This is a genomic window from Vibrio injensis, from assembly GCF_001895205.1.
Classification (GTDB): Bacteria; Pseudomonadota; Gammaproteobacteria; order Enterobacterales; family Vibrionaceae; genus Vibrio; species Vibrio injensis.
This window is the reverse complement of record NZ_BDJF01000025.1, coordinates 134341-148294: the sequence shown is the minus strand read 5'-3', so window position 1 is coordinate 148294 and position 13954 is coordinate 134341. Positions and strand designations below refer to the sequence as shown.

Below are 13954 nucleotides of genomic sequence, written 5' to 3'. Positions count from 1 at the left end.
TTCTTGGATCCTCTTTTCTGTCTTGCCCATAGTGCGTTAAGCTGACGAGAGTGATATTAAGGGGAATCATTTTTGCTATCGTGGCAAATGAATCATCGAGAGTGATAGACAGGGAGTTTTCATGCCAAATTTAGTCTTAGAGTATTCAAATTCTGTTGAGGAACGAGTCAACATCCAAGGACTACTGGAAGATTTACATCAAGTAGCGATAGACAGTGGGTTATTTGAAACCGCCTCGATCAAATCTCGCACTTTGCGTTGTCATCATTGGTTGATTGGTGAACAGGGCGATAGTGTCGACTTTATCCATCTCAGCTTTGAATTACTCGATGGACGTAGCGCCCAACAAAAACGTGAGCTTTCTCGTCAGTTAATGACCGTGCTCGCAGAGCAAGCAAGTCAGGTTCATTCATTGACGATCAATGTGCGTGATATGGACAAAGATAGTTTTCAGAAAATTATTTATTGAGTGAGCAAGTGATGCCATTAACCCAATTATTGTTCTCTTTCCATGGCCGGATTGGTCGCCAAACCTATTGGTTATGGAATCTCGGTTACTATTTAACCATTATTGTTTTCATGTTAACAGTGAGCCGCTGGTTGCCGAGTTTTGCGGCTTACCTTTGGCCTTTGCTACTGCTTGGACTTTTATTACCAGACTTAGCGGTAACGGCTAAGCGCTGGCATGATCGCGATAAGTCGAGTTGGTGGTTACTATTGAATCTACCATTGTTACTTGGGCGAATGGGCATGCCTGTTGGGGAGACGGCAATGGCTGCGGCTCCCAACTGGTGGGAAACCGCACTGGCTTTGCTTGCATTAGGCTGTGGAAGTTGGATTTTAGTCGAATGTGGCTTTCTTGCTGGTAAAGCTGCCGATAATCGTTTTGGGAAATCACCCCATACCATTAGCGCCAATCATCGTGACGAGCCTGGAAAGGAATGATTTGTGCTGAGGTCGTTGGTTGTTTATCTCCCTCTAAGGCATCGCGAAACTTGATGAACTGTATGCTCAGTTCTTGCATCAGTTTTACATTTGCATGGTGGGGGTTTTTACAGCGGCTGAGTATGCGATCAATATGATTCTGCTGGGCGCGTAATCGCTCTCGCATGATGGCGGAAGCGGAATCAATCAATTCATCACAGAGCGATTGTTTTAATGAGCGAAATGCTTCTGGATTCTGCTCCGCTAACAGCATTAACTCATCAAAAGAGGGAATAGCTTGGATGGGGCTGGGTGATCGAGACATTGAGTGCACCTTATCTTCTGTGAGTACCCTACCATGGATAAACCATGACGGATGATAAGGAGAGTGCTCATAACCAGTAGCAGATCTGTTGAAGCTAACCACATCTTTACTGGTTGCAGGTCACTTCTCCTAATGACTATAATGATCAGTATAGGTAACAGATCAAAATAATGAGAAAGGAATCACGCCATTCTCATTATTGAAACAGAAAATAAGTTGTCATTCTCAAAGGTCGGCTGAGATGGGTTCGATCCGATAAGCGCAGCGGTGCTGGCCTTCAATGATGTGCTCGCTGCGTTCGATATGGCATTCTGGGCCAAGCAGTTGTTTAAACACATTGAGTTCTGATGCACAGAGTGCGGGGCAACGTTTAGCGGCTCGGCAGATGGGGCAGTGATTTTCAATCAATAAATAACCCCATTCCGTACACTCTAGTTCAGCCATATAGCCTTCTTGTTCACGCAATTTGACTAGAGTGTGCAATTTAGTCGTTAAATCATCGCAGGCTAATAGCGCTTGTTGATAATGTTGCAGTGTTTGTGATTCGCGTTCTGCGGTCACTTTCGCTAAGCCATCTTGACCGAATAGATGCTCAACGGCATCGATCATTTGAATCGTTAGCTCACCATGTCGATCCGCGAACTGGTCATGACCTTTTTTGGTTAAGGACCAATGACGAGTTGGGCGGCCTACTTTGACTTTAACATCATAGAAAATCAGGATCCCTTCTTCTTCGAGGCTTTGTAAATGCTGTCGAGCTCCCATGGTGGTAATACGCAGATCATTTGCCACTTGTTTTGCTGTGACAGCACCTTCTCGTTTGATGGTGTGTAAAATCCGCTCGATGGTTTTCATGATGTTCCTCTTTAATTACTCCGTCTATTATGGATAAGCCGCTTAATAAAGCAAAGGGTTTACAATCATCAAGGCATGGAATTATGGCCAATAAATAGCGTTGAATGGCCATTGAACATTCAATTTGAGATCCTAGGGATCATTTTCGGACGCTCATTTCTTCAGGTCGCTGAATTTTTTCTCGATAAATTTGTTAACCAAATCACGTTTTTTTTATTCTTCCCCCTTGGGATCACTGGCTTTCTCCCCCACATAACAGTCACAAGCTGAGCAATCAGCCTTTTCATTAACCTCATAGAAAATACAATCAGGAGAGACGACCGATGAACATTCGTCCATTACACGACCGAGTTATCGTTGAACGCAAAGAAGTTGAATCTAAGTCTGCTGGTGGCATTGTTCTAACTGGCTCAGCGGCTGAAAAATCAACTCGTGGTGTGGTTTTAGCGGTAGGTAAAGGCCGTATCCTTGAGAATGGTTCAGTTAAAGAACTCGACGTAAAGGTCGGCGATACGGTAATTTTTGCTGAAGGCTATGGCACTAAAACAGAAAAGATTGATGGCAAAGAAGTGTTGATTCTATCTGAAAACGACATCATGGCGATTGTCGAGTAAGAGTAAGCATTGAGTAATTTTTGCTCTGATTCAAAAACGATTGATTAAAACAGAATTTAGAAAAGGAAATGAAACATGGCTGCTAAAGACGTTAAATTTGGTAACGATGCACGAATTAAAATGCTAGAAGGTGTCAACATTCTAGCTGACGCGGTAAAAGTGACTCTTGGTCCTAAAGGTCGTAACGTTGTCTTAGACAAATCCTTTGGTGCTCCAGTTATCACTAAAGATGGTGTGTCGGTTGCACGTGAAATTGAACTGGAAGATAAATTCCAGAACATGGGCGCACAGATGCTGAAAGAAGTCGCTTCACAAGCCAATGACGCTTCTGGTGACGGTACCACAACAGCAACAGTATTAGCGCAAGCGATCATCACTGAAGGCTTGAAAGCGGTAGCGGCGGGTATGAACCCAATGGACTTGAAACGTGGTATCGACAAAGCCGTGGTTGCTGCGGTTGAAGCGTTGAAAGACCTATCAGCACCATGTGCAGACACTAAAGCGATTGCTCAAGTTGGTACTATCTCTGCTAACTCAGATTCAAGTGTAGGTAACATCATTGCTGAAGCAATGGAAAAAGTTGGTCGTGATGGTGTGATCACGGTTGAAGAAGGTCAAGGTCTGCAAGATGAACTTGATGTTGTCGAAGGTATGCAGTTTGATCGTGGCTATCTATCTCCTTACTTCATTAACAACCAAGAAGCGGGTAGCGTAGATCTAGATAACCCATTCATCTTGTTGGTTGATAAGAAGATCTCTAACATTCGTGAACTATTGCCAGCTCTTGAAGGCGTAGCTAAAGCGTCTCGTCCGCTATTGATTGTAGCGGAAGATGTTGAAGGCGAAGCGTTAGCCACTCTTGTTGTTAACAATATGCGTGGTATCGTTAAAGTTGCTGCCGTTAAAGCGCCTGGCTTTGGTGACCGTCGTAAGTCAATGCTACAAGATATTGCTATTCTTACTGGTGGTACGGTTATCTCTGAAGAGATTGGCCTCGAGCTAGAAAAAGCAACCCTAGAAGATCTTGGCCAAGCGAAGCGCGTGACTATCACCAAAGAAAACACCACTATTATTGATGGTGCTGGTGAAGAAGGGGCCATCAAAGGACGTGTAGCGCAAATTCGTCAACAAGTGGAAGATGCCACATCAGATTACGACAAAGAGAAACTGCAAGAGCGCGTAGCTAAATTGGCTGGCGGTGTTGCTGTAATCAAAGTCGGTGCAACCACTGAAGTTGAAATGAAAGAGAAGAAAGACCGCGTAGAAGATGCACTACACGCGACTCGCGCTGCAGTTGAAGAAGGTGTTGTTGCTGGTGGTGGTGTAGCCCTGATCCGCGCAGCCGCTAAAGCAGCAGGTCTTGAAGGTGATAACGAAGATCAGACAGTTGGTATCCGTCTTGCCCTTCGTGCGATGGAAGCACCGATTCGTCAAATCGTCAAAAACGCTGGCGAAGAAGATTCAGTGGTGGCTAACAATGTTCGTGCAGGTGAAGGTAACTACGGTTACAACGCTGCAACGGGTGAATATGGCGATATGATCGAGATGGGTATCTTGGATCCAACCAAAGTAACTCGTAGTGCTCTACAGTTCGCTGCTTCAGTTGCAGGTCTAATGATCACTACAGAAGCGATGGTAACTGAGCTACCGAAGAAAGATGGCCCAGCAATGCCTGATATGGGCGGTATGGGTGGCATGGGCGGCATGATGTGATGCTAGCCTAAGCGCTAATCAGTAAAAAACCGGAGTGAAAACTCCGGTTTTTTTATGTTTATCAAGAGGGAAATGATGCGATTAACGGCCACGAAATCGTTGATGAACACCACGGCGTAAGCTTTGAAAAGTGTTTTCTACTTTATCGACGCCATAGAGCACTAATAAGACCAGTAAGGTAATCACCACCGATTGTACCCAATACCCTAAGCCGATCATTAAACCAAGTGCTGCTAGTACCCAGATCACGGCGGCAGAAGTGACGCCATGGATTTTACCATCTTGAGTCATCATTACGCCGGCCCCTAGAAAGCCTACTCCAGTAATGATTTGTCCTAACACTCGTGCTTGATCTAAGGTATTTGGCGACAAAGACACTGCCATTGCCATAAAAAAGTAAGTCCCAGAGATGATCAAAATTGACGTTCTTATGCCAACGGGTTTGCCACGAGTTTGTCGCTCGATACCGATTAACAATCCATTAACCGCACAACAAAAGAGTGCGTACCAATTGAATGGCCCTAGGTCGAGTAAGGTATCTAAAGTGAACATGGTCTCTCCAAAAGTGAGCGCGCGACAAAAGCGTCAGTATGCGTGATCTTGTTTGATTAGTTAAATCATAGACTTTATTGGTATTGATAAAAAATGGTTATACTCTTTACTACGCAAGTTATCGAAGGTTTGCTTCTGCTTGGCATGGTGATTGATATGATTGATGAATTATTCGAGATGGAGATCCAATGGCGTTTTACTTGGGCGACCACCGATTTCTCTGGTTAGTTTGGGAACTAAGTAGCCTGAAACTTGCTCGATTAATCCCGCGATAATTGCTCTGGCTTGATCATCACTGACATAAAAATGAGCTGCACCTTGTACTTTATCCAATACATGTAAGTAATAAGGTAGGATCCCAGCATCAAATAATGCTTCACTTAATGCTACTTGAGCATCTACGGAATCGTTGACACCTTTTAATAACACGCTTTGATTGAGTAGGGTGACTTTGACGGCGCTTAGGCGGGTTAGCTGTTGGTTTAGTTCAGCATTAATTTCATTGGCATGATTAATATGAGTAACAAGGATCACCTGCAAACGAGTTTCGGCACATAAGCTTACTAGCTCATCGGTAATGCGAGCTGGAATTACCACGGGCAATCGAGAGTGAATCCGTAACCGTTTAATATGAGGAATGGCAGCAATCTGTTCGACTAGCCAAGTCAGTTCATGATCTTTTGCCATTAATGGATCCCCCCCAGAGAGAATCACTTCATTAAGCTGTGGATGCTGGGCGATGTAGTCGAGACTTTGCTGCCACACCGATTTATTGCCTTTATTATCTTGATAAGGGAAATGACGTCGAAAACAATAACGACAATTTATCGCGCAGCCGCCTTTGACGATCAGTAAGCAGCGGTTACGGTATTTATGCAATAATCCTGGCGTCGAGTTATTTTGCTCTTCAAGTGGATCGGTTGAGTAGCCAGGTTGAATAATAAATTCGTCACTTAATGGCAGCACTTGACGTAAAAGGGGATCATCCGGGTTTCCTTTTTCCATTCGTTCCACGAAACTCTCTGGCACTCGCTGTGCAAAAAGCGCTCTAGCTTTAAAACCTGAACGCCAAGGGGTAGGATCGATAGCCAACCGAGTAAGTAGTTGCTCGGGATCGGAAATCCCATTCGCTAGCTGTTGTAGCCAGTTTTGCTCAACAGATTGGTGTTTTCGGGTTATTATATTTGGCATTGAATTTAACTCGAAGAAGGTAAGAGGAAAAAATGGCTACTGTTAGCACGAACGAATTTAAAGGCGGTTTGAAAATTATGCTTGATAATGAGCCTTGTGTCATTCTCGAAAATGAGTATGTGAAGCCAGGTAAAGGTCAGGCATTTAACCGTGTACGCATCCGTAAATTACTTTCTGGTAAAGTGTTAGAGAAAACCTTCAAGTCCGGTGATTCTGCTGAAGTGGCAGATGTAATCGATATCGATCTGGATTATTTGTACAGCGATGGTGAATTCTATCACTTTATGAACAACGAAACCTTTGAGCAAATTGCTGCCGATGTTAAATCCGTGGGTGATAGCGCTAAATGGTTGGTTGAAAACACTAGCTGTACTTTGACTTTGTGGAATGGTAACCCAATTTCTGTTACGCCGCCAAATTTCGTTGAATTAGAAGTGACCGAAACTGATCCTGGCCTAAAAGGGGACACTCAAGGAACGGGTGGTAAGCCTGCCACTCTAGCAACGGGTGCTGTCGTTCGAGTTCCACTATTTATCGCTATTGGTGAAATCATCAAGGTTGACACTCGTAGTGGCGAATACGTTGGACGCGTAAAATAAGAGTTGATATTTAGTGTCAGACAAAACAAGCCAGCGTATAACGCTGGCTTGTTCGATCTTAGTTTTGGGGTTTATTACCAGAGTAGAAAAACAAACACGATGGCTAATACAGAAATCAGCGCGGCAAAAGCATAACAGGCAATTTTTCCGGCGAGGCCAGTGTGGAATTTCAGATCATGCATACCATGGTGTAGACGGTGCATGGCATGCCACATTGGTAACGCCAAGGTGCCGATAATAAATAGGGCGCCAATAATACTGGTTGCGAAAGCAGTTACACGCTCATAGCTTAAGGCTTGCGCATCAATCATACCCAGTGGAACCATGATCCCAAGTACGAGTACCGTTACTGGGGTAATCATTGCAAACCAAGTACCACCAGCACCAAATAAACTCCACCATACGGGTTCATCTGAACGTTTTGGATTGGTATTCACCACAATAAAGCTCCTTACACCACAATGAGGACAATCAGTGAAATGGCAGCTACTGCCGCCCACTGAGTTAAGACAATGATCTTTTTATCCAGCAACTTACCTTTAATGCGAATGGGCATTACCTGCGGCATCATGCCAAAAAAGGTGTGTGCATGGAATAAGCTTCCCGCTAGGGCAACGATATTAATTGCCACCACCAGTGGATTTGCCATAAACGCCAACCAGCTTTGCCAAGCCTCAGGGCCTTTGACTAAAGCACCGAGCCCAATAGTCAAAAATAGCGTGAATAGGATGAGTGGCAGTACCGTTGCTTCGCGTAGCATATAAAGACGATAGAAAGGATCATCCTTCCACCACGTACGGGTCATTTCACGAACGTAAGGTTTACGATTACTCATTCTATGCCTCCACTTTTTTAGGTGAACCGTCAGGTTTCAACATGGCAATAACGAAATCCATTGAAGATTCGATTTTGCCTTGGTTAACCGCAGCGGCAGGATCGACATGTTTTGGACAGACTTCTGAGCAGTAACCGACAAAGGTACAGCCCCAAGCGCCGTTATCACCGTTGATCAGCTTCATGCGTTCCGCTTTACCGTTATCTCGGCTATCCAAGTTATAGCGGTGTGCCAAGGTCAGTGCCGCTGGGCCGATAAACTCAGAGTTAAGTCCAAACTGAGGGCAAGCGGCGTAACACAAACCGCAGTTAATGCAGCCAGCAAACTGTTTATAACGGGCCATTTGTTCTGGCGTTTGTAAGTTTGCGCCATCTTCAGGGGTGCGATCATTGCCAATGATATAAGGTTTAATCGCTTCTAGCCGTTCGATAAACGGCGTCATATCAACGATCAGATCTTTCTCAATCGCAAAGTTGGCGAGTGGTTCAATTTTTACGCCGTTTGGATAATCACGTAGGAAGCTTTTGCAGGCTAACTTAGGCACACCATTGACCATGATGCCGCAAGAGCCGCAAATCGCCATCCGACAAGACCAACGATAAGCGAGATCTTTATCGACATTATCTTTGATGTAACCAAGAGCATCGAGGACTGACATTGTGTCATCAAACGGTATTTCAAACGCCTGTAAATGAGGCTTTGCATCTTTCTCTGGGTCGTAACGTAAAATATCAACTTTTTGCATACGGTTTGCTGCCATTATTTTTGCTCCTCTGCGCGTTGCTCAGCGGCTTTTTCTGCGGCGGCGGCTTGATCGGCGGCTTCACCGTAGAGGCGCGCTTTCGGTTGAGATTTAGTGATTTTTACATCGCTATAATCAATTTTTGGCGCGTTATCAGGTTGATAGAAGGCTAATGAGTGTTTCAGGAAGTTCACATCATCACGTTCAGTACAACCTTCATCTAAGCGCTGATGAGCACCGCGAGATTCTTTGCGTAGCATGGCTGAGTGTGCCATGGCTTGCGCTACTTCTAAGCCATAACCGACTTCAATCGCATACAGCAGATCGGTGTTAAAGACTTTGCCTTTATCTTTGATGCTGATGCGCTTATAACGCTCTTTCAGTTCGGCTAACTTATCGATGGTGGTTTGCATCAAATCAGCTTGACGATAGATACCACAACCGGCTTCCATGGTGTGACCCATTTCGGTGCGAATTGTTGCCCAGTTTTCATCACCTTCTTGATTCATTAAGGCTTGAATGCGATCTTCAACCGCTTTGACTTGTTGGTTTATCGCGGATTCATCCCAGCCTTTAAAGCTCTCTGCACGTTGCGCCGCATGTTCACCTGCGACACGGCCAAAGACAACAAATTCAGCTAATGAGTTAGAGCCTAAACGGTTGGCACCGTGTAGGCCCACCGAGGCACATTCACCCACAGCAAATAAGCCTTTAATGCGAGTTTCACACTGGCCATTGGTTTCGATACCACCCATGGTGTAATGTACGGTCGGGCGAATTGGAATGGGTTCTTTCGCTGGATCAACGTTAACGTAAGCCTTGGCAAGTTCGCAAATGAACGGTAAACGTTCTTGCAGATACTCTTCACCAAGATGACGAAGATCGAGGTGTACTACATCACCGAGCGGATGCTTGATGGTGTTGCCTTTTTGCTGTTCATGCCAGAAGGCTTGTGACACTTTGTCACGCGGGCCAAGTTCCATGTATTTATTTTTTGGCTGACCGACAGGCGTTTCTGGCCCCATGCCGTAATCTTGTAAATAACGATAACCATGTTTATTGACGATGATACCGCCTTCACCACGGCAACCTTCGGTCATCAAAATCCCCGTACCCGGTAAACCTGTTGGGTGATACTGGACAAATTCCATATCACGCAGTGGCACGCCATGACGATAAGCCATTGCCATACCATCACCGGTTACAATGCCACCGTTGGTATTACAGTGGTAAACACGGCCAGCACCACCGGTGGCGAGTACCACAGATTTTGCTTTAATAACGACCAGTTCACCTTCAGCCATATGAATGGCAATCAGACCTTGTACTTCACCATCAACCACCAATAAATCGACCACAAAGTATTCGTCAAAACGTTTAATTTGTGGGTATTTAATTGAGGTTTGGAAGAGGGTGTGCAGCATATGAAAGCCGGTTTTATCAGCGGCAAACCAAGTGCGCTCAACTTTCATGCCTCCAAAACGACGGACGTTGACTTCCCCGTTGTCTTTACGACTCCAAGGGCAACCCCATTGTTCCATCTGGATCATTTCACGGGTTGCATTAGCAACGAAATATTCGACGACATCCTGTTCACACAGCCAGTCACCACCACCAACGGTATCGTTAAAGTGATTGTCTAGGCTGTCTTCTTCCTTGATAACTGCTGCGGAGCCACCTTCAGCGGCAACGGTATGGGAACGCATAGGGTAAACTTTAGAAATTAGTGCAACTTCTAAATTTGGGTTAGCTTCAGCCGCTGCAATAGCAGTACGAAGACCAGCGCCACCAGCGCCGATGACTGCGATATCTGTGGTAATCGTTTGCACAGTTATCCTCCAGTGTAGTGTATTGTGAGGTTTGGTTATTGCCTCTGATTATTATGTGGCGCGTGATGCGGCTAGAAATACTCTTGATCCGCTCTCGCTACTCAACACTTGAACTCAAGTGCTGGCTCTAGTGTAGAAGAGCAGAACAAAGAAAAAATTGATTCTGTTGGGTTTTTTCTTCAGTAGTGCAAGTACAAGCATACTTAATGCGCTTTGTGTGATAACGATCACGTACATAATGTGTGTGGTGGTTTACTTGGTTTTTTAGTTTCTCAGAGTAAAATGATGCTCTTGATTCGATAACTGATACTTTTTATGAGCCAGCCACAGTGGATGCCGAGTGCATCAATCCTCCAATTGCAACAGCGTGCCCGTTTATTACAGGATATCCGCCAGTTTTTTGCTGAGCGTGAGGTATTAGAGGTGGATACGCCCGCCATGAGTCAGGCGACGGTAACCGATATCCATCTACAAACTTTTCAAACTCAATTTGTTGGACCTGATTATGCGGCTGGGCAAACCTTGTATCTGATGACCAGCCCTGAATTTCATATGAAACGCTTACTGGCAGCCGGTAGTGGTTCTATTTATCAAATTAATAAAGCGTTTCGTAATGAAGAAAATGGTCGTTATCATAATCCAGAGTTTACGCTCCTCGAATGGTATCGGGTCGGTTTTGATCATCATGATTTGATGGATGAGGTGGATGCTTTATTGCAGAAGATACTCTCCACCGATACCGCGGAGAGAATGACTTATCAACACGCGTTTTTGCAGGTGTTAAACGTTTGTCCGCTTGAAGCCAGCTTAGCTGAGCTTAAGCAAGTGGCTGCTCAGTTAGGGCTTAGTGATATTGCTGAGCCTGAGCAAGATCGCGATACTTTGTTACAACTACTATTCAGTATGGGTGTTGAAAATCACATTGGTCAGCAGAAACCCGTATTTGTGTACGATTTTCCGGCTTCTCAAGCCGCGTTAGCCAAGGTAAACCGAAACGATCCACGAGTTGCAGATCGCTTTGAGGTGTATTTTAAAGGTATTGAATTAGCGAATGGATTCCATGAACTAGACGATGCGGCTGAGCAGCGTAAGCGCTTTGAGCAAGACAACCAAAAAAGAATTGCTATGGGTCTTGTTGCGCAGCCGATCGATGAAAATTTGCTTGCGGCTTTGACCGCAGGATTACCAACTTGCGCGGGAGTCGCATTAGGTATTGATCGTTTGATTATGTTGGCTTTAGGTGAAGATCACATTGATAAGGTCACGGCTTTTCCTTTTCCTCGCGCTTAGCACTCGCGTCAAACTGGCAAGCCCGTTATACTCCATCACTGTTTTGAACTTCCACTGTAAGAGCACAGGATATGCAAGAGTACATTGACTTTTTTCAACAGAACATGATCCTCTCCCTCGCATGGGTAGGGGTGTTTATCGCGTTGATTTTAAATATTTATAAATCTTCTACCGCGGTCTATAAAGAGATCGGTGCCGCTCAGGTAACCCATTTAATGAACCGTGAGAATGGGATTGTGGTTGATATTCGTACTAAAGATGAATACAAGCAGGGACATATTACCGACGCAGTTCACATTTTATTATCTGAGATTAAAGCGGGTAACTTCCCTGCTATTGAAAAACACAAAACAGACCCCATCATTGTCGTATGTAAAACGGGTCATAATGCTCGTGAAGCTGCGACACTTCTGGCCAAAGCAGGATTTGAAAATGTGAGTCTGCTTAAAAATGGTTTAGTGACGTGGAGCGAAGCGAAGTTACCTTTGGTTCGTGGCAAAAAGTAATCGTTGCTGTGTTATTTTGAGTAATGTCGCTTGTCACAAGCTGTGCTAAATGGTTCGAGTAGTGATAGTTGCCATTGCTTGGTAACTTACTCTGGATGATTTTGCCGATACTCGTTTAGTCTCAAGACAGTTAACTGACCACTATTTTTGATATTAAGGATTTTAATCATGGCTGAAGCCGCACAACAAGAAGCACCACAACAAAATTTCGCAATTCAACGCATTTTCCTCAAAGACGTTTCTTTTGAAGCGCCAAACTCTCCGACTATGTTTCAAAAAGAGTGGAATCCAGACGTCAAGCTGGATTTGGACACGCAAAGTCGCGAACTGGGTGAAGGCGTATACGAAGTTGTGCTTCGTCTGACTGTGACAGTAAAAAATGCGGAAGAAACCGCCTTCCTGTGTGAAGTTCAACAAGCGGGTATCTTTACTGCTGAACAAATGGAAGCGGGGCAATTGGCTCATTGTTTAGGCGCATTCTGCCCAAATATTCTTTTCCCTTATGCTCGTGAAACCATCTCTAGCCTAGTGGTTAAAGGTACTTTCCCGCAATTAAATCTAGCGCCAGTTAACTTCGATGCTCTATTTATGAACTACCTACAACAGCAAGCTGCTGGTGAAACCGCGCAAGCTTAATTGGATTGATGGTTGTCTATAATTCCTGACTACTTGACGTAGCTAAGAAATAGGTAGAAAAATGCACAGAGCTGCTCATTGAGCTAAGCGATGTGCATTTTTGTTTTTAGCTTCGATCTAATGTGCTGCTACGAGCCGTTCAGGTGATTCATCCATTCATTCACTATTTATTAGGTAAAAAAATGACCGATTCGAAAGCACACTCTATTAATGCCGAACCGACCACCATGACGGTGATCGGTGCCGGTTCTTACGGGACTTCTCTAGCAATTTCATTAGCACGTAATGGAGCTAATATAGTGCTATGGGGGCATGATCCTCAGCACATGGCTCGTCTACAGGCTGATCGTGCCAACCAAGAGTTCCTTCCTGGAATTGCGTTCCCAGGCAGTTTAATCATTGAATCTGATTTATCGAAAGCGGTGCAAGCCAGTCAAGATCTGCTGGTTGTCGTTCCGAGCCATGTCTTTGGGGTTGTATTACGCAGTTTACAGCCTTATTTGCGTCAAGATAGCCGTCTTTGCTGGGCAACCAAAGGCCTTGAGCCTGAAACCGGGCGTTTATTACAAGACGTTGCGCATGAAATTCTCGGCGATCACGTTCCATTAGCGGTACTGTCTGGACCTACTTTTGCAAAAGAGCTCGCGATGGGTATGCCGACGGCAATAGCGGTAGCTTCACCTGATGCTCAGTTTGTCGCTGACTTGCAGGAAAAAATCCATTGTAATAAAACATTCCGAGTGTACGCCAATCATGATTTTATCGGCATGCAGCTTGGCGGTGCGGTAAAAAACGTGATTGCGATTGGTGCAGGCATGTCCGATGGGATTGGTTTTGGTGCTAATGCACGTACGGCGTTAATTACTCGAGGTTTAGCGGAGATGTCTCGTCTTGGCGCTGCCTTAGGAGCACAGCCAGAAACCTTTATGGGGATGGCAGGATTAGGTGACTTAGTGTTAACGTGTACCGATAACCAGTCTCGTAACCGTCGTTTTGGTTTAGCATTAGGTCAAGGGAAAGCGGTGGACACTGCTCAGCAAGAGATTGGGCAAGTGGTTGAAGGTTATCGTAATACTAAGGAAGTGTCGTTATTGGCTGCACGTATGGGCGTTGAGATGCCGATTGTCGAGCAAATCTATCAGGTATTATATCAAGGCAAAGATGCCCGTTTGGCTGCGCAAGACTTGCTCGCACGAGATAAAAAAGCTGAGCAATAATCGATGTTGTTAGTGTCATTAGTCATCGATAACGATTGAATTTCTAATACCTGATAGATACTGTGGAAGGATAGTGCTATCGCGACCCGTCTGGAGGATGAGCGTGATGAGGCTAACTCAGTGAAA

The 13954-nt window shown here is 44.8% G+C and carries 17 protein-coding genes; 9 read left to right on the top strand and 8 right to left on the bottom strand.

The genetic code is table 11. The features are described 5' to 3' along the window. Window positions 1–121 precede the first annotated feature (121 nt). Both BSR11_RS11445 and BSR11_RS11440 read left to right on the top strand, forming a co-directional pair. Window positions 122–469 carry a 5-carboxymethyl-2-hydroxymuconate Delta-isomerase gene (locus tag BSR11_RS11445; RefSeq protein ID WP_072670488.1) on the top strand — a complete coding sequence of 116 codons (348 nt, stop codon included), beginning with the start codon at window positions 122–124 and terminating at the stop codon, window positions 467–469. A gap of 11 nt (window positions 470–480) precedes the next feature. After that, entirely contained in the window at window positions 481–945 is a 465-nt protein-coding gene (locus BSR11_RS11440; protein WP_072670487.1) for a DUF805 domain-containing protein, read from the top strand. Here BSR11_RS11440 and BSR11_RS11435 read toward each other — a convergent pair. Then, window positions 908–1249 (bottom strand): DUF3135 domain-containing protein, encoded by a 342-nt coding sequence (locus BSR11_RS11435; protein ID WP_072670486.1) that lies wholly within the window; start codon window positions 1247–1249, stop codon window positions 908–910. The two genes, BSR11_RS11440 and BSR11_RS11435, sit on opposite strands and share 38 nt — an antisense overlap. A gap of 225 nt (window positions 1250–1474) precedes the next feature. Continuing rightward, window positions 1475–2104 (bottom strand): helix-turn-helix transcriptional regulator, encoded by a 630-nt coding sequence (locus tag BSR11_RS11430; RefSeq protein WP_072670485.1) that lies wholly within the window; start codon window positions 2102–2104, stop codon window positions 1475–1477. Between the two features lie 323 nt (window positions 2105–2427). Here BSR11_RS11430 and BSR11_RS11420 point away from each other — a divergent pair, with 323 nt between their 5' ends. Together BSR11_RS11420 and groL are read left to right on the top strand one after the other, a co-directional pair. Next, the gene (locus BSR11_RS11420; protein ID WP_072670483.1) at window positions 2428–2718 is read left to right on the top strand and encodes a co-chaperone GroES; all 291 of its coding nucleotides are present in this window, start codon (window positions 2428–2430) and stop codon (window positions 2716–2718) included. 75 nt (window positions 2719–2793) lie between these two features. After that, window positions 2794–4431: a chaperonin GroEL gene (gene groL, locus BSR11_RS11415; protein ID WP_072670482.1), complete on the top strand. Its 1638-nt coding sequence runs from the start codon at window positions 2794–2796 to the stop codon at window positions 4429–4431. A gap of 81 nt (window positions 4432–4512) precedes the next feature. Here groL and BSR11_RS11410 read toward each other — a convergent pair whose 3' ends face one another. Then, window positions 4513–4983 (bottom strand): MgtC/SapB family protein, encoded by a 471-nt coding sequence (locus tag BSR11_RS11410; RefSeq protein ID WP_072670481.1) that lies wholly within the window; start codon window positions 4981–4983, stop codon window positions 4513–4515. A 168-nt stretch (window positions 4984–5151) separates the two neighbouring features. Further along, window positions 5152–6174: an EF-P beta-lysylation protein EpmB gene (epmB, locus tag BSR11_RS11405; RefSeq protein ID WP_072670480.1), complete on the bottom strand. Its 1023-nt coding sequence runs from the start codon at window positions 6172–6174 to the stop codon at window positions 5152–5154. Window positions 6175–6206: 32 nt separating this feature from the next. On the opposite strand from epmB, the gene efp reads away from it, so the two are divergent. Then, entirely contained in the window at window positions 6207–6773 is a 567-nt protein-coding gene (efp, locus tag BSR11_RS11400) for an elongation factor P (protein WP_072670479.1), read from the top strand. A gap of 74 nt (window positions 6774–6847) precedes the next feature. On the opposite strand, the gene frdD is transcribed toward efp, so the two are convergent. From frdD to frdA, 4 genes are read right to left on the bottom strand one after another with little or no spacing between them, the layout of a single operon-like run. Beyond that, window positions 6848–7213: a fumarate reductase subunit FrdD gene (gene frdD, locus BSR11_RS11395; protein WP_072670478.1), complete on the bottom strand. Its 366-nt coding sequence runs from the start codon at window positions 7211–7213 to the stop codon at window positions 6848–6850. Window positions 7214–7224: 11 nt separating this feature from the next. Beyond that, window positions 7225–7608 (bottom strand): fumarate reductase subunit FrdC, encoded by a 384-nt coding sequence (gene frdC / locus BSR11_RS11390; protein ID WP_072670477.1) that lies wholly within the window; start codon window positions 7606–7608, stop codon window positions 7225–7227. A 1-nt stretch (window position 7609) separates the two neighbouring features. Further along, window positions 7610–8368: a succinate dehydrogenase/fumarate reductase iron-sulfur subunit gene (locus BSR11_RS11385; RefSeq protein WP_072670476.1), complete on the bottom strand. Its 759-nt coding sequence runs from the start codon at window positions 8366–8368 to the stop codon at window positions 7610–7612. Beyond that, entirely contained in the window at window positions 8368–10179 is a 1812-nt protein-coding gene (gene frdA, locus BSR11_RS11380) for a fumarate reductase (quinol) flavoprotein subunit (RefSeq protein WP_072670475.1), read from the bottom strand. Before frdA ends, BSR11_RS11385 begins: the two co-directional genes overlap by 1 nt. Before the next feature lie 315 nt (window positions 10180–10494). On the opposite strand from frdA, the gene epmA reads away from it, so the two are divergent. The 4 genes from epmA to gpsA all read left to right on the top strand — a co-directional run bounded on the left by epmA (window position 10495) and on the right by gpsA (window position 13828). Next, window positions 10495–11469 (top strand): elongation factor P--(R)-beta-lysine ligase, encoded by a 975-nt coding sequence (epmA, locus tag BSR11_RS11375; RefSeq protein WP_072670474.1) that lies wholly within the window; start codon window positions 10495–10497, stop codon window positions 11467–11469. A gap of 71 nt (window positions 11470–11540) precedes the next feature. Then, a complete protein-coding gene (locus BSR11_RS11370; RefSeq protein ID WP_072670473.1) occupies window positions 11541–11975 on the top strand; it encodes a rhodanese-like domain-containing protein in 435 nt (144 codons plus the stop codon). Between the two features lie 168 nt (window positions 11976–12143). Next, a complete protein-coding gene (gene secB / locus BSR11_RS11365; protein WP_004394468.1) occupies window positions 12144–12611 on the top strand; it encodes a protein-export chaperone SecB in 468 nt (155 codons plus the stop codon). A gap of 182 nt (window positions 12612–12793) precedes the next feature. Further along, entirely contained in the window at window positions 12794–13828 is a 1035-nt protein-coding gene (gene gpsA, locus BSR11_RS11360; protein WP_072670617.1) for an NAD(P)H-dependent glycerol-3-phosphate dehydrogenase, read from the top strand. Window positions 13829–13954 lie beyond the last annotated feature (126 nt).